General features: G+C 70.3%; 15 protein-coding genes and 1 pseudogene. 10 read left to right on the plus strand and 6 right to left on the minus strand.

The genetic code is table 11. From position 1 onward, the window contains the following. The first annotated feature begins 539 nt into the window (after positions 1-539). From ACSHWO_RS37280 to ACSHWO_RS37295, 4 genes are all read left to right on the plus strand, one after another. Entirely contained in the window at positions 540-2318 is a 1779-nt protein-coding gene (locus ACSHWO_RS37280; RefSeq protein ID WP_438319700.1) for a DUF4012 domain-containing protein, read from the plus strand. After that, complete coding sequence (locus tag ACSHWO_RS37285) at positions 2311-3144, plus strand: glutaminyl-peptide cyclotransferase (protein WP_438319701.1); 834 nt, start codon at positions 2311-2313, stop codon at positions 3142-3144. The genes ACSHWO_RS37280 and ACSHWO_RS37285 overlap by 8 nt, the downstream gene beginning before the upstream one ends. A 333-nt stretch (positions 3145-3477) precedes the next feature. Beyond that, complete coding sequence (locus ACSHWO_RS37290) at positions 3478-4950, plus strand: sugar transferase (RefSeq protein ID WP_438319702.1); 1473 nt, start codon at positions 3478-3480, stop codon at positions 4948-4950. A 75-nt stretch (positions 4951-5025) separates the two neighbouring features. Then, entirely contained in the window at positions 5026-6288 is a 1263-nt protein-coding gene (locus ACSHWO_RS37295) for a hypothetical protein (RefSeq protein WP_438319703.1), read from the plus strand. Here the strand turns inward: ACSHWO_RS37295 and ACSHWO_RS37300 are convergent. Continuing rightward, positions 6264-8171 carry an asparagine synthetase B family protein gene (locus ACSHWO_RS37300; RefSeq protein ID WP_438319704.1) on the minus strand — a complete coding sequence of 636 codons (1908 nt, stop codon included), beginning with the start codon at positions 8169-8171 and terminating at the stop codon, positions 6264-6266. The two genes, ACSHWO_RS37295 and ACSHWO_RS37300, sit on opposite strands and share 25 nt — an antisense overlap. Then, the gene (locus ACSHWO_RS37305; protein WP_438319705.1) at positions 8171-10468 is read right to left on the minus strand and encodes a bi-domain-containing oxidoreductase; all 2298 of its coding nucleotides are present in this window, start codon (positions 10466-10468) and stop codon (positions 8171-8173) included. Before ACSHWO_RS37305 ends, ACSHWO_RS37300 begins: the two co-directional genes overlap by 1 nt. 274 nt (positions 10469-10742) lie before the next feature. On the opposite strand from ACSHWO_RS37305, the pseudogene wecB reads away from it, so the two are divergent. Beyond that, positions 10743-11813: pseudogene (gene wecB / locus ACSHWO_RS37310) on the plus strand (non-hydrolyzing UDP-N-acetylglucosamine 2-epimerase); the annotation flags it as partial. Positions 11814-11897: 84 nt separating this feature from the next. Here the strand turns inward: wecB and wecC are convergent. Then, positions 11898-13139, minus strand: a complete 1242-nt coding sequence (wecC, locus tag ACSHWO_RS37315; protein WP_438319706.1) for a UDP-N-acetyl-D-mannosamine dehydrogenase — start codon at positions 13137-13139, stop codon at positions 11898-11900. A 216-nt stretch (positions 13140-13355) separates the two neighbouring features. Here wecC and ACSHWO_RS37320 point away from each other — a divergent pair, with 216 nt between their 5' ends. Then, positions 13356-14168: a class I SAM-dependent methyltransferase gene (locus tag ACSHWO_RS37320; RefSeq protein ID WP_438319707.1), complete on the plus strand. Its 813-nt coding sequence runs from the start codon at positions 13356-13358 to the stop codon at positions 14166-14168. A gap of 273 nt (positions 14169-14441) precedes the next feature. Here the strand turns inward: ACSHWO_RS37320 and ACSHWO_RS37325 are convergent, their stop codons facing one another. After that, a complete protein-coding gene (locus ACSHWO_RS37325) occupies positions 14442-15581 on the minus strand; it encodes an acyltransferase family protein (protein WP_438319708.1) in 1140 nt (379 codons plus the stop codon). Positions 15582-15842: 261 nt separating this feature from the next. Between ACSHWO_RS37325 and ACSHWO_RS37330 the strand changes: the two genes are divergently transcribed. Further along, the gene (locus tag ACSHWO_RS37330; protein WP_438319709.1) at positions 15843-16838 is read left to right on the plus strand and encodes an FkbM family methyltransferase; all 996 of its coding nucleotides are present in this window, start codon (positions 15843-15845) and stop codon (positions 16836-16838) included. 35 nt (positions 16839-16873) lie between these two features. Here the strand turns inward: ACSHWO_RS37330 and ACSHWO_RS37335 are convergent, their stop codons facing one another. Together ACSHWO_RS37335 and ACSHWO_RS37340 are read right to left on the minus strand one after the other, a co-directional pair. Further along, the gene (locus ACSHWO_RS37335) at positions 16874-18214 is read right to left on the minus strand and encodes a lipopolysaccharide biosynthesis protein (protein ID WP_438319710.1); all 1341 of its coding nucleotides are present in this window, start codon (positions 18212-18214) and stop codon (positions 16874-16876) included. A gap of 311 nt (positions 18215-18525) precedes the next feature. Then, positions 18526-19995 (minus strand): O-antigen ligase family protein, encoded by a 1470-nt coding sequence (locus ACSHWO_RS37340; protein WP_438319711.1) that lies wholly within the window; start codon positions 19993-19995, stop codon positions 18526-18528. Between the two features lie 223 nt (positions 19996-20218). Between ACSHWO_RS37340 and ACSHWO_RS37345 the strand changes: the two genes are divergently transcribed. From ACSHWO_RS37345 to ACSHWO_RS37355, 3 genes are all read left to right on the plus strand, one after another. Next, positions 20219-21376, plus strand: coding sequence for a glycosyltransferase family 4 protein (locus ACSHWO_RS37345; RefSeq protein WP_438319712.1), 1158 nt, complete (start codon positions 20219-20221; stop codon positions 21374-21376). Positions 21377-21477: 101 nt separating this feature from the next. Then, positions 21478-22215, plus strand: coding sequence for a WecB/TagA/CpsF family glycosyltransferase (locus tag ACSHWO_RS37350; protein ID WP_438319713.1), 738 nt, complete (start codon positions 21478-21480; stop codon positions 22213-22215). A 601-nt stretch (positions 22216-22816) separates the two neighbouring features. After that, on the plus strand, positions 22817-23581 hold the full coding sequence (locus ACSHWO_RS37355; RefSeq protein WP_438319714.1) for a maleylpyruvate isomerase family mycothiol-dependent enzyme: 765 nt from the start codon (positions 22817-22819) through the stop codon (positions 23579-23581). Positions 23582-23592 lie beyond the last annotated feature (11 nt).

The following is a 23592-nucleotide window of genomic DNA, read 5'->3' on the forward strand; positions in this document are numbered from 1 at the left end:
CGAGAGGGTCGTGGCGGAACTGCACTCGCATGGGGTCGTCCTGGGCAGTTTCAGGGCGAACGCGCAGGGAGTCGTCAGGGGCACGGTGACCATCCCGCGGAGGACCAAGCCGGGTTACCACACCTTCGAGCTGGAGGGCCGCAAGTCCAGGCTGGAGCTCTCCGCCCGTATCAAGGTGCGCGCATGAGACATGAGCAGGGTGACAGGGGGCCCGAGCAGTCCGACTGGTCCGACGGATCGAACGGACCTGACCGTCGTGACGGACAGGGCGGGCCCGGCCCGCGCGACTCCGACGGACGGGGCAACTCCTGTCATCCCTCGGCTCTGGCTGTCGCCGGCAGCGAGCAGGCCCTGGCGGTGAGCGGCCTCGCGGCCGGGCTGGTTGGGGCGGGCGGGGGCACGTTGCTGGCCGTGCGCCGTCGCCGCAGTTCATGACGGAGCAAGACATCGGCACGGCGGAACCACGGCGTCCCGGTCCCGGCGGAGACACCTTCCGCAGGCCGGGCCGCTCCCGCGAGGGGGTACCGGGCCGCCGTCGCGTGCTCAGGAACACCCTGCTGACCGCCGCGGCGCTCCCGCTGGCCGGCGCCGTCTGGATCGGTGTCACCGGGCTGCTCGCGCGCTCGGAGCTGACCCAGGCTGGGCGGGACCTCGACGCGCTGCGGCAGTCGGTGGCCGTCGCGAGGGCGCCCGGCTCCGCCGCCGGAAAGGTACCCGGGCCCGCCCGGGTACCGGAAGAGGCAGTGCGCTCGGCCGCCGTCCACGCGGCTCGGGCGCATCGTCTCACCACCGGGCCGGCCTGGTACTCCGCCGCCGAGCTGCCCCTCCTCGGGGGTCCCCTCAGAACCGTGCGCGGCGCCGCATACGCGGCGGACCGGCTGGCCAGCGACGTGCTGTCTCCGCTGACCGGCGTCCTGCCGCCGTCCACGCCGCACGGAAGCGGCGGCGGGATGTCCGAGGCCCTCGCGGCGTTGCAGCGGCACGGGCCGGAAATCGCCCGGGCGGCAGACGTCGTTGCCGAGGTGCGGTCCGACGTGCACGGTCTGCCCCGGTCCACCTGGCTGCCGGCGGCCGACCGGGCCCGTGCCGCGCTGCAACAGCAGCTCGACCGCCTCGCCCCGGCCATGACCGACGCCTCCCTGGCGGCCCGCGTCCTGCCGTCCATGCTCGGCACGCAAGGACAACGACGTTACTTCCTCGCGTTCCAGAACCTCGCCGAGGCGCGCGGCACCGGGGGTCTTCCGGGTGCCTTCGCCGTGCTGCGGGCCGACCGCGGCCGGCTGTCCTTCGAGCGGTTCGGCAACAACACGGAGATGGAAACGGCGAAGCCGGACATCGACCTCGGAGCCGAGTTCAACGCCCGCTACGCGAGTAGCGACCCCACCCACGTGTGGCCCAACTCCAATATGAGCCCGCACTTCCCCTACGCGGCCCGTATCTGGGCAGCGGCATGGCGCAAGCACGCCGGCGAACGCGTGGACGGGGCGATCGCCGTCGACCCGGTCACACTGAGCCGTCTCCTGCAGGTCACCGGCCCGGCCCGCATGGCCGACGGCACCGAACTCACCGCCGACAACGTCGTGGACCTCACCGAACGGGCCAGCTACGCGAAGTACGACGACGTCGCCCGCCGCAAGGCGTTCTTCGTCGCCGCCGCCCGTGCCGCCGCCGCACGGCTGATGGGGGCACTCGACGACAGGCGCCGACTGCCCGCCCTGCTCGTCGCCCTGAACGACGCCCAGGGGGACGGACGGCTGAAGGTGTGGAGCGCGCATGCGGCGGAGCAGCGCCTCCTGGAGTCCCGCCCCTACTCGGGCACGCTCCCCGACGCCCCTGGCCCCTTCGCGGGACTGGTGGTGAACAACGCGGCCGGCAGCAAGCTGGACTACTACCTCGACCGGAGCCTGACCTGGGAAGCGGGCGCCTGCTCCGGCAGTGACCGCGCGGTCGCCGTGACCATGACCCTGACCAACCGGGCGCCGGCCTCCGGCCTGCCCGCCTACGTGACCATCAGGGCGGACTCCCCTCCCTACCGCACCCGGCCGGGTGACAACCGCCTCCAGGTGTCGTACTACGCCGGGGTCGGAGCCACCCTCGCCGACGCAACTCTGGATGGCCGCCCCGCGCTGCTCGCGTCCGGCGTCGAACGCGGCCACTCCGTGTTCACCCTGGACCTGGAGCTGCCCGCGGGCTCCCGCCGCACCCTGGTGCTGCATCTGCTGGAGCCGCACGCGGACGGCGCCCCGACACTGCTGCGGCAGTCGCTGGTCACGCCGCTGCGGACGACGCTCAAGCCGGGAAGTTCCTGCCGTGTCTGAGCGTGTGCGCCGCACGGCGGGAGCCGTGCTCGCGGCCGCGCTGCTGCTCGCGGCACGCCCCCCGGCAGACCGCGCCCCCGACGACCCCGCAGGCCGAGCCATGGGTGGGCGGCAGGCCGCGGCGCACCGGATCGAGCACCTGCGGGTCAAGGTGCTCAAGGCCCTTCCGCACGACCCGCAGGCGTTCACCCAGGGACTGGAGATGGCTGGCGACACGCTCTACGAAGGCACCGGCATCTCCGGCCGGTCCTCGGTACGGGCAGGGCCTCCGGGCAGGAAGCCCGCGGTCCGCGCGGCACTCCCCGCGCCCTTGTTCGGTGAGGGCATCACCGTGCTCGGCCGAACCCTGTGGCAGCTCACCTGGCGGAACCGGACCGCCATCGAGCGCGACGCCAAGACGCTCGCGGAGCTGCGTCGAGTCCCGTACCCGGACGACGGCTGGGGCGTGTGCCTCCAGCGCGCCCGGCACCGGCTGGTGACCAGCGACGGCTCGTCACGGCTGACGTTCCGTGACCCGGGGACGCTGGCGAAGACGGGCGAGGTCACCGTGACCGAAGGGGGCCGGCCGGTGACGGAGCTGAACGAGTTGGAGTGCGTCGGCGCCGCCGTGTACGCCAACATGCTCTTCACCAACCGCATCGTGCGCATCGATCCCGCCACCGGAGCGGTGACGGCGAGCATCGACGCCTCGGGCCTGCTGCGCGACGACGAGCTCGTCCCGGGGTCCACGCTGAACGGCATCGCGGCGGTCCCCGGGACGGATCAGTTCCTGATCACCGGGAAGTTCTGGCCCAGAATGTTCCGCGTGGTGTTGGTCCCGGCCTGACAGAGGGGCGGCCCCGGCGGCTGAACCGGAGGGCGGCCGTGGACGTCGCCCCGCTGCTCCGCGACTCCGTGAAGACGCCGGTCGGCCCTGCGGCTGAGGCGGACGTGGAGAGCGAACCGGAGCCGGAGCACGTGAAGCAGGCGGGGTTCGCACGCGCCCTCACCCCCCGCCGGCCCCCGGCGTCTGCATATGCACCAGGCATGGAGCTCTGCTCAACGGGTGAGAGTGGCCCGCGGCCCAGCGTCGCGCCCCGCTGTTCAGTGCACAGCCATACACACTCGAATAGTCCTTTTTGACGCGCTTGGAGGGCGAATGCGGCTGTTCGAGGAGACAATGCCCCGCGTGCCAGCGGCAAGACCTGCGCAGACACGGGACATCCGGGAGCAGCCGACGACCAGACGCCGCACCGGCAAGCCCCTCTGGTACGCGCCGGCCGCCGTCATCGGCGAAGCGGCCGGCGCCGCCGTGCCGGTGTATCTGGCCTTCGCGCTGGCCCGCAGCGCGCATGCCGCGGCCTACGCGACGGTGGCGGCCGCAGCATGGCTGCTCGTGCGCGGGGCACGGGACCGCTACTGCGAGCACCGTCTCGGTGAGCGCGACAGCACCGGCCCCGCGCTGCAGGACTGGCTCGTGCTGATCGGACTGCTCGCGGTGGTGCGGGCGGCGACGGGCGAGGAGTCCCCGTTCCTCTTCGCACTCGCCGCCCTGGTGCCCTGCGCGCCGACGAGCGCCGTCGTGCACACGCTGATCCACCGTCATCTGATCGCCCGACGCCGCGACGGCCGGGCCGTCCGCCGGGCCCTGGTGATCGGGGAGGCGAACGCTGTCGACGGTCTGGTGAGCCACCTCGCGAAGCGAACCGACCACGAGCTCGTCGTCGTCGGGGTGTGCCCGGTCGGCGACGAGGACCCCCATGCGCTGGCCCCGGTCGCCGCCCGCCTCGGCAGGCAGGCACCGGAGCACATGTCGGTCGACTCCATCCCGGTGCTGGAGGCGGCCCGGCTGCTCGACGTGGACGTCGTCCTCGTCGTGCCGGGACCGTACATGACCGGAACGCGCCTGCGGTGGCTGTCGTGGGCAGTGCACAGCGAGGAGCGCCCACTCGTGGTCGTACCGGGCCTGACCGAGGTTGCCGGGCGCCGGGTGGGCGTCCACTCCGTGGCCGGTCTCACGATGCTGAACGTGGCCCCGCCCCTGCGGCGGGGGCTTGCGACGCTGCTCAAGTCGGTGACGGACCGGCTGGGCGCGGCGCTGCTGATCGTGCTGCTCGCCCCGGTGTTCGTGGCGGTGGCCCTCGCCGTACGGCTGGACTCCCCGGGCCCCGTCGTACACCGGCAAACACGCGTCGGCCGCGACGGAAAACCGTTCACCATGGCCAAGTTCCGCACCATGGTCACCGACGCGGAGCGGCTGAGGCACCAGCTGATCGGGACCAACGAGCAGGACGGCCGGATGTTCAAGATCCGCCGTGACCCGCGGATCACCCGCGTCGGCCGGGTGCTGCGCCGCTGCTCCCTGGACGAACTGCCCCAGCTGTTCAACGTGATGCAGGGACACATGTCCCTGGTCGGTCCGCGACCGCCGCTGCCCGACGAGGTCGCCGGTTACGACGAGGTGGAGCGGCGCAGGCTGGCCGTCAAGCCGGGGCTGACCGGCCTGTGGCAGGTCAGTGGCCGCTCCGACCTCTCCTGGGACGAGACGGTCGCCCTGGACCTCCGGTACGTGGACAACTGGTCCCCGTCGGTGGACCTCGGGGTGCTGTGCCGGACGGTGGGAGCCGTCGTAGCGGGCAGGGGCGCCTACTGAGCAGCTCCGGCCCCGCTCCCCCACTCGACGGCACCGACGACATCCACCAGCACCGGCGATCCCCCTGGAGGGCCCATGCCGCCCGGAAGCCCCACCGACCACTCACCCCGAGACCGCTTCGGCCCGGACCACCACGCCGCCGGGGACCGCCTCGGCTCGCCCCGCGAGGCCACGGACGTGCTCGCCCTGGCAGACCGGCTCTTCCGGTGGGCCGACGCCCGCGACTGGGCGGGCCCAGACCCGTACGACGGGCTGACCGGCCCGCTGGGACGGCTCGCCGTGCACCGTGTGCTTCGGCAGGCGCTCCTGCAGGCCGTCAAACGCAGCCGGATCGACCTGCGTCCGGTCCTGGGCATCCGCCCGCTGCGCACCGCGACGGCCGCCGGTACCGCGGCCGGCGCCTGCGCCCGGCTCTCGGCCTCCCCCCTGTGGCGGGAGCGCGCCCTCCGGCTGGGCGGGTTGACGGCCGCCGAGCAGCTGTCCGGGCGCTACGCCGGGCTGTGGCGCTACGAGTTCGACGTACAGACCCGCTGGGCGTACTACCCTGCCACCGTCCCCAACCTCGTGGCCACCACGTTCTGCGCGGACGGCTGTCTGGACACCGGGACGCTCGGCGACGGGGCAGTACGGTCGCTCGCCCACGGACTCCTGGAACACCTGCACAACGGCGAGTTCTTCACCTACACACCGGCCTGCGACGTCCTCGTCCACAACGCCAACCTCATGGGTGCCGCGCTCGCCGCCCGCCTGGCCCGCACCGGCACTCTGCCTGGCGGACTGGCGGACCGCCTGGTCGACGCCGCCCGCGGTGCGGTCGAGGTGAGCCTGGACGGTCAGCGCCCCGACGGTTCGTGGCCATACGGACGGGACCCGCGGCTGGGCTGGGTGGACGGCTTCCACACCGGGTACGTGCTGCTGCGCCTCGAACAGGCGGGAACGCTGCTCGGCATCGACGTCCGGCGCCCTCTCGAACGGGGGGTGGACCACTACCTGCGGCACCTGTTCGACGGCCCTCTGCCCCGTTACTTCGCGGACGGCCGGAGCAGACGGGACCCGAACAACGACGCGACAGCGGTACGGATGGCGGCGTGGGCGGCCCATCACGGTTTCGTCCAGGCCGACTTCGCCCGATCCGTGCTGGCGGCGGTCGCGGACCGCTATCCCGGTCTCGCCGCGGACGCGCGGGCCAAGGGCTGGCAGGCGAACAGGGCACTGTGGGAGTCGCCCCGATGGAGCGCCGCTCCCCTTCTGGACGCACTGACCGCCCTCCACGCCGTCCTGCCGGACGGCTGGCGCCCCGCCGCCCCGGCCGCTCAGCCGACGACGGCCGCCTCGTAGCCCGCCAAGACGTCCGCGGTCCGCCCCGCGCCTCCCGCCGCGTTCCGCTCCCACCACACGGCCGCGCAGAACAGCCCGAACACGGCGAGCCCCCGGTCACGTCGGCCCCGAACGTGTTCGGCGACGAGGCGGTCGGCGGTCCTCCGGTCGAAGACGTCGTCGAACACCGGGGAGCGCCGTACCTCGGTCCACAGACGGTCACCGTGCTCGCGCAGCAGCGACCGCACCGGCGCCCCGAACCCGGTCTTGCGGCGCCGGGCGACGAACTCCGGCACACCCGACGCCACCGCGGCCGCGCGGAAGCGCGCTTTGCCGTCGCCCAGCCTCAGCTGCTCCTCCGCGACGGCGCCGAGGGCGGCGGCCACCACCGGCTCCCCCAGGAACGGCACCCGCAGCTCCACGCTCGCCCGCATCGACGCGCGGTCGCCGTACAGCAGGTTCAGCCCCGGCAGGAACAGCCGCCGGTCGCACTCCGCCAGCGCCGCGAGGGGCGTCCCGCCCGCGTCGAGCACGGCGCCCGCCACCTCGCGATGCCGCTCGGTGACCGCCTCCAGCCCGACGAGCGGCGACAGCGCCGCCCACTCCCGCCCGGAGTAGTACGCCTGTGCCGCCCACGACCAGTCACGGGGGCCGACCTGGAGCAGCCGCCCGAACTTGTCCGCACGGCCCTGGTAGCGCCGGGGCCCCGGGACCACGGTGGTGGCGCCGAGGGCCGGGCGCGCCCACGCGGGAATCTGTTGCAGCAGCTGCACGGCCTGGTAGCGCTCGTACCCGAGGAACAACTCCTCGACCCCGAGCCCCGACAGCAGCACGGTCGCCTCAGCGCGTGCGGCGCGGGAGAGCTGCATGAGTGCGACGGCGGCCGGGTCCCCGAAGGGGAGCTCCATGGTAGTGACCAGCTCCGGGATCCGGCGCAGCACGTCGACGTCCAGGTCGACCCACGTCAACGGCAGGCCCAGCCGGTGGGCGACCCGGGCGGCGTAGGGGGCGTCGTCCTCGAACGGCTCCGCGGTGGCCGCCGTGGTGCGCGCTCTGGCGGCGAAGGCGGGTCCGGCGAAGCCCTCCCTGCTCATCTCCACGCCCAGCCAGGTGCTGTCCAGCCCGCCGCTCAGCAGCAGCCCCACCGTCACGTCCGCCCGCACCTGCCGGGCGACCGACGCGCGAACCGCGGCACCGATGTCCTCGGCGGGCACAGCGGCAGCGGCGCGCCACCAGAGTGACGCCTCGTCATATCCGGGAGCGCGCCGGGACAGCACCGTCCCGGCCGGTACGGCACGGACGCGCTGCCAGCCGGTCCGCGGCGGCGGCGTCCACAGGAACATGACGCCCTGCGCCACCGCGACCGGGTCGACACTGCCGGTCAGCCCGGCTGCTCGCAGCGGTTCGATCTCACTGGCGAGCGCGACCAGGCGGCCCGCCGCGTCCAATGCCGCGTACAGCGGTTTGATGCCCAGTCGGTCCCGCCCGTAGCGCACCTCGCCGTCGGGCAGGACGAGGGCGAAGGCGAACATGCCGTCCGCCTCGTCGAGCAGCCGCGGGGCGTCCGGCTGCAGCAGCAGTTCGTAGAGGACCTCGGCGTCGCCCTCGGTCGTGAAGGTCACGTGCCGCTTCCGCAGCACCTCGCGCAGGTGCGGAGCGTTGTAAATCTCGCCGTTGTAGACCATCACGCCCCGCTCCCGGGAGCCGAAGGGCTGGTCGCTCCTCGGGGCGGGATCCACGACGGCCAGGCGGCGGAAGTGCAGCGCCGCGTGCCAGTTGCCACCGCCGAGGTCCAGGTGTCCGCTCGCGTCGGGGCCGCGGTGCGCGAGCGCCGCGCACGGGTCCCGGTCCGACGGCGGCCGACGCTGCGCGGTCCGGTTCAGCAGGATGACGAAGCCGCACATCAGGTCGCCCCCGTGGCCGAGGGAGAACCACCGGCCGGGCGGGTGGCCTGCCCGCCCGGTTTCGGCACTGCGGCCGCAGGGGCGGGACCGGGCGGCGGGCACCCCAGTGCCCTGGCCAGAGCCGGTGTGGAGGGAGCGGCCACCACGACGCAGTCCTCGGTGATCGAGCGAGCTGCGCGGCACGCGACGAGGGAACTCCACAGCGCCGAGGCGAAGTCGGCAGCGGCAGCAGCCTCCTCGCCGAGGGGCTCGTTGCGGACGAGGCGGACGAGGGAGCTCATCTCAGCCGCGTGTCCCTTCGGCGCACCGCGGTACTTCGTCGTGGCCGCCCTGCTCCCGTTCCACACGGTGAGCGAGCGGAAGTCGTCGATCCTGGCCGCCACTCCGTGGGTGGCCACTTCCAGGAGCTCCTTGGGGGCGCCGGGCGGTGTCAGCCCGCCGTACACGATGGACGCGGCCGAGCCGTCGTCGTACGTGAGCTGGAGGGTGACGCTCTGCGCGGCGGCCGGGCCCCTCGCGTCCACGCCGACGGCCCGCACAGCGACCGGCCTCCCGGAGACCAGGAAGCCCGCGGTGTCGATGAAATGGCACACCTCGCCGAGCAGCCGGCCGCCCTGCCGGGGGTCGAAGTACCAGTGGTCGGCCGGGAGCCGGCCCGCGAACACCCGGTAAACGACCTGGAGGGGCGCTCCTGCGGGGAGCGCGGCGCGCAGGTCCCGCATCGCGGGGGCGAACCGCCGGTTGAACCCGGCCATCGCCGGGGCGCCGGAGGCCAGCCACGCGTCCGCGACGTCCTCCAGTTCAGTCTCCGTGAGGCCCAGGGGCTTCTCGCAGTACAGGGCGGCGCCGCCGCGCAGCACCCGCGCCGCGTACCGGCCATGGCTGTCGTGGCGGCTGAGCACCATCACGCAGTCCGCGTCGTCCGAGGCGAGACCGGACTCTGCGCTCTCCGCGACGGTACGGAAACCCCACCGCCGGCCCTGGTGTGCGGCGGACAGCCCCCGTCCGCTGGCGACCCACGAGAACGCGACGCCGGGCTCCCGTTTCAGCTGGGGGAAGAGCGTCCTCGTCGCGAAGTTGCCTGCCCCGATCGCCGCAACCCGCAGCGTGCCCCGGGGGGTGGTCCACGTGCGCGAGCCGGCCGACGGGGGCGGCTGGGGCGGGAGCTGTGCGGTTCCGGCGTAGCGCAGGAGCAGGGCAACGCTGCGTCCGCCGCGCGTCGGCTTCAGCGCCTCGTACGCTTCGGCTGCGTCCTCGAGGGAGAAGACCCGCGGCCTCAGCTGGGCGAAGTCCACCGCGCCCGTCGCCAGGAGGCGGAGCACCTCCGCGAGGTTGCGCCGTTCCGTCCACGGGACATAGCCCTCGGGGTAGGGGTGGCCGCCCTCTTCGAAGCGGGGGTCGTACCGGCCAGGGCCGTACGACCGTGCATAACGGATCGTCAGCTCCTTGTGGTAGTACGACGATCGCGGTGGCGCGACGTTGACGTCGCCGACGACCACCACGGCGGCGCGGTCCCGGGCGAGGTGGCCGGCGAACTCGACGGGGTCGGCGCTGGGCGTGGCGGCGGTGATGAGCACCGCGTCCGCACCGGCGCCTGCCCAGTGCCGGGAGACGACGTCGGGCAGTCTGTCCGACCCACGCGGGAAGGCCACCAGGCCCCCCGACTCGGCGAGCGCCACCATCGCGGGGTCGGGGTCGATGCCCAACCCGTCGTATCCGTAGGCGCGCAGCAGTTGGAGCGTGATCTGGCCGACCAGGCCAAGGCCGATGACGGCGATCCGTGAGCCCGGCACCGCTTCGGCCTGGTGGATGCCCTGGAGTGCGATCGCGCCGACCGTGGCGAAGGCGGCCCACTGGGTGTCCACGCCGTCCGGCACGGGAACCACGAGGTTGCGGGGCACGGCGACGATCTCCGCGTGGGATGCGTAGCGGGCCCCGGCGGCCGCGACCCGCATCCCGGGGCGGATGTCGTCGACTCCCTCGCCCGTCCGCAGGACCGTGCCCCCACAGGAGTATCCGAGTTGCACCGGACGGTCCAGGCGGTCCTGGACCGTCCGGTAGGTGTCGGCGAGGCCCGTCCGTTTCACGCTGTCGAGCACCTGAGCCACCTGCTCGGGCCGCTGCCGCGCCTTGCCGATGAGGCTCTGCGCGCCGGTCGAGACGGTGGCCCGCTCCGTACCCGCGCTGATGAGCGACCATTCGTTGCGGATCAGCACCACCCCGGCGGCTGCTTCGGGGGCGGGAATTTCTCCCACCGTGATGGAACCGGTGCGCGGGGACAGGAGCACTGTTTTCATTTCCTGCCTTTACAGGAGGGGAAACGCGGAGCACGGCGCAGTGTAGGGAGGCAGATCACCGCAACTTGCGTCTTTCCTGTGGAGCCGACCAGACGGACGAACATCTCCATACGCAGGGGTGAACACGCCTCCTGTATGGCGGGCATTGTCACGGAATACCGATTCGCTGGTGCCCAGAGAGCGCTTCTCCCGCTCCGGGGAATGCGGCCGCCGGTGTGGGCTGCCCCGGCCGCGGTCCGACGCCGCTCGGAGGGAGACTCGAGTGAAGCAACTGATGGTCGTCTATGGAACAAGACCGGAGGCGATCAAAATGGCCCCCGTCATCGAAGCCCTCAACCGGTCCTCGATGTTCCGGCCGACGGTGACAGTGACCGCCCAGCACCGCGGCCTGCTCGACCAGGTGCACGCGTTGTTCAGCATCCGCGCCGACCACGACCTGAACATCCTCAGCGAGCGCCAGTCCCTCGCCGACATCACCGTGCGCGTCCTCGACGGGCTGTGTCCCCTGCTGCGGCGCGAGCGCCCGGACGCGGTGCTGGTCCAGGGGGACACCACGACCGCGTTCGCCGGGGCCCTCGCCGCCTTCTACAACCAGGTCCCCGTGGCCCACCTGGAGGCGGGACTGCGCACCGACGACCGGTGCTCCCCCTTCCCTGAGGAGATCAACCGCCGGCTCGCGACCCAGCTGGCCTCCCTCCATCTGGCGCCCACCCGTCACGCGCGGGACAACCTGCTCCGGGACGGTGTGCCCCCGTCGTCCGTCGTGGTCACCGGGAACACGGTCATCGACGCTCTGCGCTGGGCGGTCGGACAGAAAACGCACTACGGAGACCCGGCACTGACCGACCTCGACGACACCGCTCGCCGGGTCCTGCTGGTGACGGCCCATCGCCGTGAGTCATGGGGTAGCCGAATGGAGTCCATCGGCGGTGCCCTCGCCGATCTGGCCCGTACCGAGCCCGAGCTCCTCATCGTGTTCCCGCTGCACCCCAATCCGGTCGTGCGGGCGGCGATCCTGCCCCAGGTCGCCCACCTCGGCAGCATCCGCCTGACGGAACCGCTGCCCTACGGGGCGTTCGCCCGGCTGATGAACCGCGCGCACCTCATCCTGACCGACAGCGGAGGCGTCCAGGAGGAGGGGCCGGGCCTCGGCAAGCCCGTGCTGGTCATGCGGGACACCACCGAACGGCCCGAGGCCCTGCGGGCGGGCACCTCCCGTCTGGTGGGCACCGACCGCGAGCACATCGTGAAGGAGGTACGACGGCTCCTGCACGACCGCGAGGTGTACGCGTCGATGGCGAAGGCCGTCAACCCGTACGGCGACGGGCGCGCCGCGGACCGTGCCGTACGGGCGATCGGTCACTGGATGGGGCTGTGCCGGCGCCCTGCGGAATTCGGCTCCGCGCCGGACCCCGCGGGCGGCTCCGCCTCAGCGCCAGAAGCCGCGAGTGTCAAACACCGCCTTGCCGCGCAGCGCGGTCCTCTTGACGCCGCGGAAGGCGTCGTGGTCCACGAGCAGCACGACGACGTCCGCGTCCCGCACGGCGGCGGTGACGTCGACGAGTTCGGCCCCCCCGGTGCGTGCCAGTGAGTCCGGCAGTTCCCTGATGTGCGGCTCCGCGACGAGCAGACGGCCGACCTGCCGCTCGGCCAGTTGCGTGACGATGTGCAGGGCGGGGCTCTCGCGGAGGTCGTCGATGTTCGCCTTGAAGGCCAGGCCGAGGCAGGCGATCACGGGGTCCTTGAAGCGGTCGGCTGTCCGGACGACCTCGCCGAGCACATAGTCGGGCCGCTCGTCGTTGACCTCGCGGGCGAGCCGGATGAGACGCGACTGCCGGGGCGCCGTGCCGACGATGAACCAGGGGTCCACGGCGATGCAGTGGCCGCCGACGCCCGGCCCCGGACGCAGGATGTCGACGCGGGGGTGGCGGTTGGCCAGTGCGATGACATCGCCCGCGTCGATGCCGAGGTGGTCGCAGACCATGGCCAGCTCGTTGGCGAAGGCGATGTTGACGTCCCGGAAGGCGTTTTCGCTGAGCTTGGCCATCTCCGCCGTGGTGGCGTCGGCGAGCAGGCACTCGCCCTTTGTGAACACCTCGTAGAGGGCGCGGGCCCGTTCGGCGCAGCCCGCCCCCACGCCGCCGACGACACGGTCGTTCGTCACGATCTCGATCATCGTCCGGCCCGGCAGGACGCGTTCGGGGCAGTGGGCCACCCGCACGTCGGGTGCGTCGCCCTCTTCGTGGGGGAACGTCAGGTCGGGGCGGTGCTTGCTCAGCCACCGGGACAGCTCCACGGTGGTGCCGGGGGGTGAGGTGGACTCGAGGACGACGAGGTCACCCGCCTTGAGCACCGTCGCCACCGCCGCCGCGGCACTGCGCACGTGCGACAGGTCCGCGGTGTGGTCCTCCTGAAGCGGGGTGGGGACGGCGATGATGAAGGCGTCCGCAGGCTCGGGTGTGCCCGTCGCGCGCAGCCTCCCCATGGCCACGGCGCCGCTGACGGCCACCGCCAGATCCGGTTCGACGAAGGGGGCGCGGCCGGCGTTGACGAGTTCGACGGTGGTCGGGTTGACGTCGACGCCGATGACGTCGATCCCGTTCGTGGCGAGCGCAGCGGAGGTGGGCAGGCCGATGTAGCCGAGGCCGACGACGCAGACGGTGGAAAACACCGGGAGAATTTCCTTTCGGAGGGTGCCACAGGCGAACCGGTCGATCGCGGTCCGGCGAAAACTCGGGAGGCGCCTAACAGAATGGACCTGAAGGACACTCATCGCCTGACAAGCACGCCGTAACGACGGACGCACGCTACGGCCGGACGGGTGAATTGCACTTCCCGAGCACGGGGGGCCGGACCATGAAGGTGACTACCGGAATAGTGTACCGGCGTGACAGAAACCTTGAAAAGGCCCACCATTGGGCAACTCCAAGAACGGGCCCATGGCGATGGGCATGATTATGCGAAAGGCTCTCCGCATATCCGGCATCACAGCGTCCGCGAGCGCGTGATCTCGGGCGTGCATACTCTCGTGGGCGAGGTCATCGAACGGAACGGCCAGTGTCGGGTCCTCGAGGTCGGCGCTGGGCACGGAACTTTCACCGACCATCTGGTGGCGGCCGGGGCAAGGGTCGATGTGACGGAAATGAGCGCCCCCAGCGCGGCGGTCCTCCGACACCGCTTCCGCAACAATCCGAACGTCACAGTCGTTCATGATTTCGAAGGCGAAGAGATCTTCCGCTCGGAGCCGGTCGACGCCGTGGTGTGTATTTCCGTACTGCACCACATCCCAGACTACTTGGGTGCCGTCGGACATCTCATTCAGCGGATCGCCCCCGGCGGCGGTTTCTTCAGCGTCCAGGACCCGCTGTGGTACCCGCGCCGGTCAGCACTCTCCATGAACCTGGATCGTGGCGCCTATCTCCTGTGGAGGCTCAGTCAGGGCGAACTGCGCCGCGGCCTGGCGACCAGGGTGCGCCGACTGCGCGGTCGCTACGACGAGACGAACGAGGCGGATATGTCGGAGTACCACGTCGTCCGGCAAGGAGTGGACGAGGTGGCCCTGCAGAAACTCCTGGAACCGGCCTTTCGTGATGTGGAGGTGCAGCGTTACTGGTCGACCCAATCAGGAGCGCTGCAGGCCCTGGGGGAACGTTTCGGTCCGGCCACCACCTTCGGGCTCTTCGCGCGAAACCGCGGCTGAGCGGCATCTCCGCTCAGGAGACGGACCCGCGCGAACCCTCCACGCCCGCTGGAGGCTCGTCTCCCTGACGGGACCGAGTCATGGCGCATCGTTCCCCTTCGGGCCCGCGAGGCGCGGGTGGAACGGTCGGCGGCTCAGCGTCACGGCTCGGGGGCGCGGTCCGGCGGCTGCGGGCCACGGCCCCAGCCTTGGCCCGGATCGCGACGAGCACCTCCGCCGCTGGTCACCGCCGGCCCAGCGCCGGGTAGGGGGGCGGACGCTGTGAGGCGTCCTTCACATGGAGCGTTCCGAAGCCTGTGCCTGTGCGGCGGTCGTGCAGCCCTCCCCGACGCGATCACGTGGCAGACCATCGCAGACCGGGATGCGCGGCGGCTCCTCGCTCTTTCTGGTCAGACGGCGAGTCAGCCACCGTCGTGCCGGTGTTTCGAACACGTCTGTAAGGACGAGGCCTCCTGCTACCAGCCCGGCCAGGAAGAGCAGTCCGCCCCATGGAGCAATGGTTTCGAGCCGCCATCCGGTGAACTGCAGGACGGCCGCATACAGAAGGGCTGCCAGCGGGCGGTGCAGTACGTACACGCAGTAGGACGCCTTGCCCAATGATTCGTAGATGCCCTGGGTGGCAGCCCTCGGCTCGTTACTCGCGCCGAGCAGGACAATGAGCGGAAACACCAGCAGTACAGACAGTAGTTGCACGATCGGACCGGGACTGAAGAGCGCCATGACTGGCAGCACGCCCATCAGCACCAACGGCGGAAACTTCGGTGTGCGCAGCCTGCCCTTGAAACGGTGGACCAGCAGGCCCGCACCGAAGGAGTAACAGACCCGCGCCAGCCCCCCGGGAAAGGTTGCCCAAGTAAGGCCCAGCGCCGGAGCTTCGACGTACATCAAGGCACAGGCATAAAGTCCACCGCACACCAGAACGGTACCGAAAAGAATCTTAACAGATTGCAGCGGGCGCCAGAAAACAACCCAAAGAAGGTTCGCGAGCAGCTCGAAGAAGATCGACCACATCGGCCCATTGAGAGGGAACAGCCCCTGAGCCACCGGCGCGGGAATCATGAACGCCGCAAACGGAAGGGTGATGAACAGCTCCCCCCAACTCAAATGTTCAGTGGGTGAATTATATTTAATGCACAATACTGCATGCGCGACACCCAAGAGAAATCCCACGCCATAGAGCGGGTACAGCCGCGCCCAGCGCTGACGCAGGAACGCCAGAGGGGTCATCCCGCGACGGAGGCGATCCTCGTAGGCGTGGGCCAGCACGAAGCCGCTTAGTGCGAAGAAAAGATCGACTGACAGTGCCAGGAAGAGCGGCGCCGATCCGAACAGCCGCGGGGAGTGCAGAAGGACGATGCACAGGGCCGCGACACCACGGATTCCGTGAAGTGTCCGATAGTTCTTGACTGGCATAGGTGGGCTGCCCCTTTGGGAGGTGAAGCGACTTGAACACTCGTCGTCCGTATCAGCGGTGTTCACTTTAACCCTGGCCGCAAGGCTTGCGTTTGACGACCGGCCGCCTGACATGGGGCTTTACTTGATGCAGTGAGGAGTATTTCTGTGATGGGCCCGCTACGGTAATGAAATCGGCTTTTCCCGCCGAAAGTGTGAATCGAATGCGTGCGTCCGCTCATCTCCGGTAGCCGTGATCCCGCCCGCGGATACGTTTCGCGTATGAGTCGCACTGAGGCCGATACCTGCGATAACAACGCAAGCAAGAAGACGGAATACCGTACGGACCGCGCGAGATCGCGCAAGGTGACGGTTCACGGGGGCGCGGGGGTCCGCTTCCAGGCAGCCGCCGTTCAACTGCTGGCCCGCGCCGCCAGGCCGGTCGGCCATCGGGGTGTCCAGCCCCTGACATGGATGTTGTCCAAGCACTTCGACAGGGACAACCGGGTCACCGTCCATATCGGCGAGGGCTCACGACTGTGCGTGTACCTCGATGACGGTTATTGGACGAAACTGATGGATCCCGGTTTCGCCTATGAGCCGGAGATCAGGGACATGCTCGACAGGGTGCTCACACCCGAGACGATCTTCCTGGACTGCGGCGCCAACATCGGCTTCTGGTCGGTGCTGACCCGCCACCGGGCCCGACGCGTCGTGGCGGTGGAGGCCAGCCCGGAGACCTTCCACCGGCTGACGGACAACATCGCCCTGAACGGCGGGGGAGTCGAAGCCGTCCGCGCCGCCCTCTGGGGACAGGACGACGCCTCGCTCTCCATTGTCAGCCACCATCTGTGCCACGCGGCGGCGTCCGTGTGCGAAAGACACGCGGATGCGGGCCGGAACGGCTGGCGGTCGTTCGACGTCGCATCGGTGACCATCGACACGCTCGTACGACGCCACTGCGCCGGATTGACCGGACCCGTCGTGGTCAAGCTGGATGTGGAAGGCGCGGAGATCCCGGCTGTCGAAGGCGCGAAGGAGACCCTCGCCCAACGCGATGTCGTCTTCCTGTTCGAAGACCACGGCTTGGACCCCACCTGCAAGGTCAGCCGTCATCTCCTGGACATGGGGATGGTGGTCATGTCACCGGGCAGAGGCCGCCCGCTGACCATCCGGGAGATCGCCGCGGTGAAGGTCGAACCGACCCGAGGGTACAACTTCGCCGCCTGCCGGCCCGATGCGCCCTTCGTGGAGTTGCTGGGCCGCTCCCGGAACTGAGTGGCCCGACCCGCTCCGGCGCACGGACACCGCGCTCAGTCCTTCCGGCCGTCGACCACGTCCCTGGCCGGCACACCGCCCTGCACCGGCACGGTGTTCCTCGCAGGCCGTGCGCACCGGGACGAGGCCGTCGTGCGGGACAGCGCAATCCACACGGTGAAGACGGCGTAACCTGCCGAGCAGGCGAGGGCGGCTGCCGCAGGCCCAGCCCCGCCGAACAGGGACACGGCGGCGAACTCGGTCGCCGCGGCTGCCACGGCGATCACCGCCAAGCGCCTGCGTCGTCCGGTGTCACGAAGCTCAACGCCCTGGAAGAGGCGCCCCACCGCCAGGACAGCAGTGGCCGGTACCAGGAGGAGGGCCGCGGGCTGCGCGGCCCGGTAGGCCTCACCGTAGAGAAGGGGCAGGGCGAAGTAGGCCAACGGGGTGAAGGCTCCGACGCAGACGGCGAGCAGCACCAGGATCCTGCGCAACTCGACCGGGTGGCCCGGCTTCCCCCGCGAGACGAGCGGAAAGAGCGCCGCGGGGAGATAGCTGACGACCTCGGAGACATTGGTGGCGATGGCGTAGATCCCGAGGGTCCTGTCCGCCCCGACGACGGAGAGCGCCATCTGGTCGGAACGCTGCAGGACGTAGGTGGATCCGTTGAGGACATGGAGATCAACGTTTCCCCGGCACCAGACGAGAGAGATGTTCCGGTGCCACGCCGCCCTCCCCAGTCCGTGCCGGGCGGACGGCAGCAGCGGTCTTCTGGAACACGAGAGGCGGAGGAGGAGGAAGGAGTTCACCACCGCCTGCGCGACGAACGACACCGTGGCCACGTCCAGAGCCGTCGTGTGCCCGAGGGGAACGCAGAGCAGACAGCCGAGGACCGGTCCGCAGTTCCCGAGAGTCCGTGCCGCGATCAACCGATGCAGCCAACCGCTGCTCACCAACATCCCGGTCGTCAGCCTGAACACCAGGCCGCCGTAGACGGCGGCGGTGACACAGACCGGAAGAAGCCACGACGGCTGCAACCAGGGGGGCGTCCAAGGGCCCACCGCGAACGCGGCGGTGGCCACCGACGCGGTGGCCAGGAGCGTCCAGACGAGGTAACCCGCAGCGAAAGACGTCCCTTCCTTCCGCACGTCCGCGAGGCCTCTGAGGACCCCAACCTCACCGCCCATCTCAAGACACGTCAGGGCAAGAGTCGTGAAGACCACGATGGACGCGTAGTGGCCCCGCTCGGTCGGTGCGAGCAGCCGCGCCACCAGGAGTGACCCCAGAAGCGCGGTGATCGCTCCGCCTACCACGCCGAGAAGGGCCAGCGAGGCCTCTCCGCGGAGCGACGCCGGGACGTGCGACGCGGAGACGCCTGCCGACCCCTTCCGCGTCATGGGCCGTCCGGACTCTCGGACCGGACGCGCCGCCGGGCACATGCGTATCCGCGACTGCGGTCCCGGACGACCGCCGAGGACCTCACGTCGCGCCCGCCAGACGGCGCGCACAGGGGGCGGCTCTCCGCTTCCGACGAAAAAGGCGAACGTGACCGGACGGGAAAGGCAGATCCGGCATCCTCGCCCGGCACGGGTCTCCTCCAGAGAGAAGTCTCCGCGGGGCGAGCCGAGTCCCGGCGCGCTCGACGGCGCCCCCGGGCGGACCGGGGGACCGCAAGCCCTGGGTTTGCGTTTCGTGCATCGGATACTCCTCAAGGGCCAAGTGGACGGCGGAGCGCCAGTCCTCCGCGCGCGACGGCGGGTCGGCATTCGGGGCGAGCACCGGTCACCAGTGCCAGGACCGAGGGGCGTTGGCGACCGAAGGCCCGGTGCCGGAGAGCGCCGGAGTATCGGCGACGCCCGGGCTGCTCTGCCGTGTGAGGGGGCGCCGAGCCGGTGTCCCCGGCCGGCACTGCGGCACGCGGAACACCGACGAGGGCGAAGGCACACGCCACGACCAGCCACGACGGCAGACCGATATACGTGGTCTCGAAGGCGACGTTCGTGAAGGCGATACAGCAGACACCGACCGTTGCCCCGAACCAGGCGGACGCGACAGGGTGGGACCGCGCCCGCCACGTGCGCCACAACGTCGCCACGATCAGCAGCGCGAACGCGGTGCCCGCCACCCAGCCCAGGTAGTAGACGTACCCGACGAAGGAGTTGTGGGGGCCCGACGCGGCCTTGTCGAGTTCCTCACCCTGGAACACGACCTCAATCGGGCGGCCCGCTCCGGCGCCGAGGAGTGGCTCGGACCGTGCGACATCAAGTGCCGTGCGCCACATGACGTATCGCAGTTCCACATTGTTGGCCGCCTCGCTGTCGGCATCGTTCTCACTTGCTTGCACCCGGCTCACCAGCCCCCCGACGACCGGCAGGTCCGAGGACTGCCGGTGCGCCAGCGACACGCTGAGCACAGCCACCAGCCCCACGATGAGGAAACTCCAGGTCAGCGTGGGCCATTGGACCGTCCTCCGGCGACACGCCCGGCTGGCCAGCGTGGTCGCGGCAATCGCCGCACCCACCGCGAGCAGGGGTCCGCGTTTGTCGGCTGCCGCCGTGAGGCACGCGGACCCGATCAGCGTCCACAGAAGCAGCCGACTGTCCCCCCTCCTGCGCAGGACCATGCCGAAGGCTCCGGCGATCGCCAGGTACAGCCCCACGGCGGCGGGCATGACCAACCGGCCGAGCACCATCATCAGGAGCGCACCCGTGGTCGGCAGGTACAGGATCCATCTCCTCCGGAGGAACTCCTCGACGGGCTGCGTGAGAAACCATGTCGCGGCGGCCCAGGCGAAAAGGGGATACAGCCCCAGGACGCAACCCTTCAGCGCGCCCGGATAGCCCTGTGCCACACCACGGACTACCGCCTGGGTCGCGGCGATGGCCAGCAGAATGGCACACATGCGGTATCCCCGCAGGCGAGACTCCGAAAGGGCTCGTGAAACCCAGACCGGAGAACCGGCAAGGAGTGCGAGTACGACCAGGACATCCAGAAGGTACACCGGATCGAGACCTACCGTCGCATAGTCCCTGCCGAACAGGAACAAAGGCGCCAGAGCTGCTCCCCAGAGCAACCAGACCGCCACCCTCCGAAATGCGGACAGGAGGAGCAGGACGCCGACAGAGGCGGCGGAAAACAAAAGCCCGAGCAGTGCGGAGTCCACACCCAACGCGCCCATGACGTCTCCTTCTGTCGTCCCGCTCTGTCCTACCACGCGGGCAGTCCCAACTCGGTGGATCACGGGCACGACTCCCGAGCAGATTCGGTCGGTGATTTTTGTGAAAAAATGGACAGTGCGGCAACTCCGTGGCGTCCTGGACTCCTCACGGGACGGGTGATCTCATAGGGAGGTCTTTACCGAAGAACCGCCCTCCGGCGAGGATGACCACGAGGGGCAGAGGGTGAGCGTCATCATTCCGAAACTCCGCGTTTCACCGCAGGCGCCACTGCTGATGCACAGGAGAAGGGCAGTGTTCCCGATCCGCAAGAGAAGTCCTTCCTCGACTTCATGGCCGACGGTCCTGGTTTTGAGGCACAGCGCCAGCTTGGGTGGAATGGGGCGAGCCGCGGAATTCTTCACGCCGGTCTTGGAGTCGTGCTGCCGGGTCGTCGCGGTCGTCTCGCTTTCCGCCAACCGCACCGGATCCATGAAGTTCAAAGCGACTTGGTCGGCCGGGGCGGCCGCGACGGTGGCCGCCGTTGTGCGTTGTGCCCGTGCGCTGACGGTGATGTCACCGAACGCGATCTATCTCCCGATCTCCCAGTGGGGCCTGCCGCTCCTGCGCGACGCCATCATCACCATGCTCGCCAGGGCATTCCGCTGCACCCCCGTGATGCATCTCCACGGTTCTCAGCTTCCCGCGCGACTGCGCTCGAATGCGTTTTTGAGAAGGGCGCTCGGGGGCAGTCATTGGCTGGTACTCAGTGAGGACGTGGCGGAAGATATCAGGGCGTCCGGTTGCCGAGTTGCATCCGTGCATGTGGTGAGAAATCCCGCACCCGCGGGCGCCGCCTCGCCCCCTCCATCGGTTTCCAGTGGACGCTTGCGCGTTGGCTGGTTGGGGACGATGCACAGAAGTAAAGGCTTCGACATCCTCTGCGATGCGGTGGCCGGATTGAAACGAACAGGCGCCCTCGTGGAGTTCTCGGTCGCGGGAATACGCAGTGACGTGCCACCTCATCACATGTCGTGCGTGGACGAGGACCTCGGTGTACTGGCACCGGACGAGGTCCATTCGTTCTGGTCCGGGGTCGATGCCTTCGTCCTGCCCGCTCGATGGGCGGAAGGACTTCCCTTCGTGCTGCTCGAAGGCCTTCAGGCGGGCTGCACCGTGGCCGCGACGAGGTCGCCCGGCAGCGCGGAACTGTTCAGCCGGGGCTGTGTGGAGCAGATCGACAGCACCGTCGAATCGGTCACCGATTTCCTGACGCTGTGCTTGGCCGACATCGACGGTGTCCGGCATCGGCAACAGAAGGCATGGAAAGAACTCCGCCCGCTCTACGATCCGGACACGGTCAGGGACGCGTTCTCACGGATCTGGCGGGACACGAATTTCTGAGTGGTGGTATGGGGGATGAACGGAGAAACATTGTGTCCACACCCGAACCGCTGGAACACGGAGGGTCGACAAGGCCGGCGGGCCCCCGCCCGCGCGTAACAGTGTGCGGACTGCCCGTCCACCCGCTCACCCTGGAAGAGTCGGTGGCGGCCGCCGAGGCACTGATCGCGGACGGCGGCCCCCACCAGCACGTCGTGCTGAACGCCGCCAAGATCGTCCAGGCCCACGACGACCCGGAACTGGCCCGGATCATCCGCTCCTGCTCGCTCGTCAATGCCGACGGGCAGTCGGTCGTCTGGGCGGGCCGCCTCCTCGGCAGCCCGCTGCCCGAGCGGGTGGCGGGCATCGACTTCATGCTGGCTCTGTGGCGCAGCGCCGCGCGCCACGGATACCGCGTGTACCTGCTGGGCGCCGAAACCAGCGTCGTCCAGGAGACCGCGCGTATCGCCGCCGACCAGGGTGTCGACGTCGTCGGGTACCGGGACGGCTACTGGGACGAGACCCAGGAGCCCCAGGTCGTGGCGGCCGTCCGCGAAGCCCGTCCGGACATCCTTTTCCTCGCCGTGCCGAGTCCGCGCAAGGAGTACTTCCTCGCGCGGACGCAGAAGGACCTGGGCTGCGCCCTGGTGGTCGGCGTCGGCGGATCCTTCGACGTGGTGGCTGGACTGCGCAGTAGGGCACCACGGTGGATGCGTCAGGCCGGTCTCGAATGGTTCCACCGGCTGATCCAGGAACCACGCCGCATGTTCCTGCGTTACGCAGTGGGCAACACCCGATTCGTCGCCCTCACCGCTGCCTACAAGGCGCGGTTGTTGACCGGCCCCAGCCGCGACGCGTAGGGCTGACGGCCCGCACCGGCATCGGGTCGGCCGTTCCGGGACGCCAGTGGGGCCGCGGAGCGCGTTGCTGGCGGCGCGAAGGGCCATGAGCCAAGCCGGGGGCGGTATCCGTGGCCGACGGTGGCACCACGGTCCCCGCGGCCGACGCCGTCCCGGTGCCGGACCTGATCCAGCGGGACTTCACCGCCTCCGCGCCGAGTTTGCGGCGGCCAGGCCTTCTCCCTCGTCGCACCAAGCAAGCAGGTCATGCGGCTGCTGGAGATCACCGGCGTGGCGGCCCTGTCCACCAATCGCGCCGGTCCCCGTCCTGCTGCCCCTGCACGGACGGCTCAGTAGGCTCCTGGCTCGCCCGTGCGCGATCATCACTCGGCGTGTCGGGGGTCCACACGGCGGCCCCTGCGGCGGCGCTACTTGATCAGCAGCACGCCGTCCACAGCCGGCTTTTTCCAGGACGCGGATGGAGACGGGGTTGGTCAGTTCCACGCCGGCGGTGACAAACGACGCGGGCACACCCCACCCGAAGCTGCCCAACCGTCACGGCAAACACCGTTGCAGTATTAATCGAATGCGAGAGTCCCGCTCCGGGTGGTACAAGGTCCGCGTGACTGATCATCTCCCCTTCCCCACCCTGCTGCGGATGATTGACGAGCGTTCCGCCGCGTTCCGCGCCGCCGTCGCCGCGGCCCCCAGCCTCGACGCCGACGTCCCGTCCTGCCCGGGCTGGACGCTGTACGACCTGGCGAACCACCTCAGTGAGGGGGACCGCTTCTGGGCCTACATCGTGCTGAACACCGCGCCGGGCGACGAACGGCCGAGCAAGGACGGGCTGGCGGCGCCCAGGGAGCGCGAGGCCCTCATAACCTGGCTGGCCGACTCGACGGAGCAGCTGCTCACTGCTCTGCGCGAGGCCGGCCCGGACCGGGGCTGCTGGGCCTGGTGGGAGCCGCTGGCCTCGCCGCACACGGTGGCCGCCGTGGCCCGCCGCCGCGTCCCGGAATCGCTGATCCACACCTACGACGCCCAGTTGGCCTCCGGTACCCCGCAGGAGCTGCCGACGACCGAGGCGGTCGACGCCATCGAGGAGTTCCTCGCCACCGTCTGCACCGGTACGGTCCCGTGGCCGGGCGAGCCCGCCACCATGGACTACCACGCAGCCGAGGCCGGCTCCTGGCGCCAGACGGTGGACGCCGCCGGTTCCCGCTTCACCCGCCTCACCGCGGCGGAGGCCGCGGAGAGCAAGCCCACCGCCGCCATCTACGGCACGGCGAGCGAGATGGCCCTGCTCATGTACATGCGCATCCCGGCCGGCTCGCTGCGGATCGAGGGCGACGCCGACCTGCTCCAGCAGCTGCAGGACTGGGGCTGAGGCCGACCGGC

This window comes from Streptomyces pallidus (ex Mingjun et al. 2026), assembly GCF_051550185.1.
Lineage (GTDB): Bacteria > Actinomycetota > Actinomycetes > Streptomycetales > Streptomycetaceae > Streptomyces.

Coding starts and splice junctions, on each gene's coding strand:
- ACSHWO_RS37295 (WP_438319703.1), top strand. CDS start 5,026: ATGCCGCCCGGAAGCCCCACCGACCACTCACCCCGAGACCGCTTCGGC.
- ACSHWO_RS37305 (WP_438319705.1), bottom strand. CDS start 10,468: ATGAAAACAGTGCTCCTGTCCCCGCGCACCGGTTCCATCACGGTGGGA.
- ACSHWO_RS37325 (WP_438319708.1), bottom strand. CDS start 15,581: ATGCCAGTCAAGAACTATCGGACACTTCACGGAATCCGTGGTGTCGCG.
- ACSHWO_RS37335 (WP_438319710.1), bottom strand. CDS start 18,214: ATGACGCGGAAGGGGTCGGCAGGCGTCTCCGCGTCGCACGTCCCGGCG.
- ACSHWO_RS37330 (WP_438319709.1), top strand. CDS start 15,843: ATGAGTCGCACTGAGGCCGATACCTGCGATAACAACGCAAGCAAGAAG.
- ACSHWO_RS37300 (WP_438319704.1), bottom strand. CDS start 8,171: ATGTGCGGCTTCGTCATCCTGCTGAACCGGACCGCGCAGCGTCGGCCG.
- ACSHWO_RS37340 (WP_438319711.1), bottom strand. CDS start 19,995: ATGGGCGCGTTGGGTGTGGACTCCGCACTGCTCGGGCTTTTGTTTTCC.
- ACSHWO_RS37290 (WP_438319702.1), top strand. CDS start 3,478: ATGCCCCGCGTGCCAGCGGCAAGACCTGCGCAGACACGGGACATCCGG.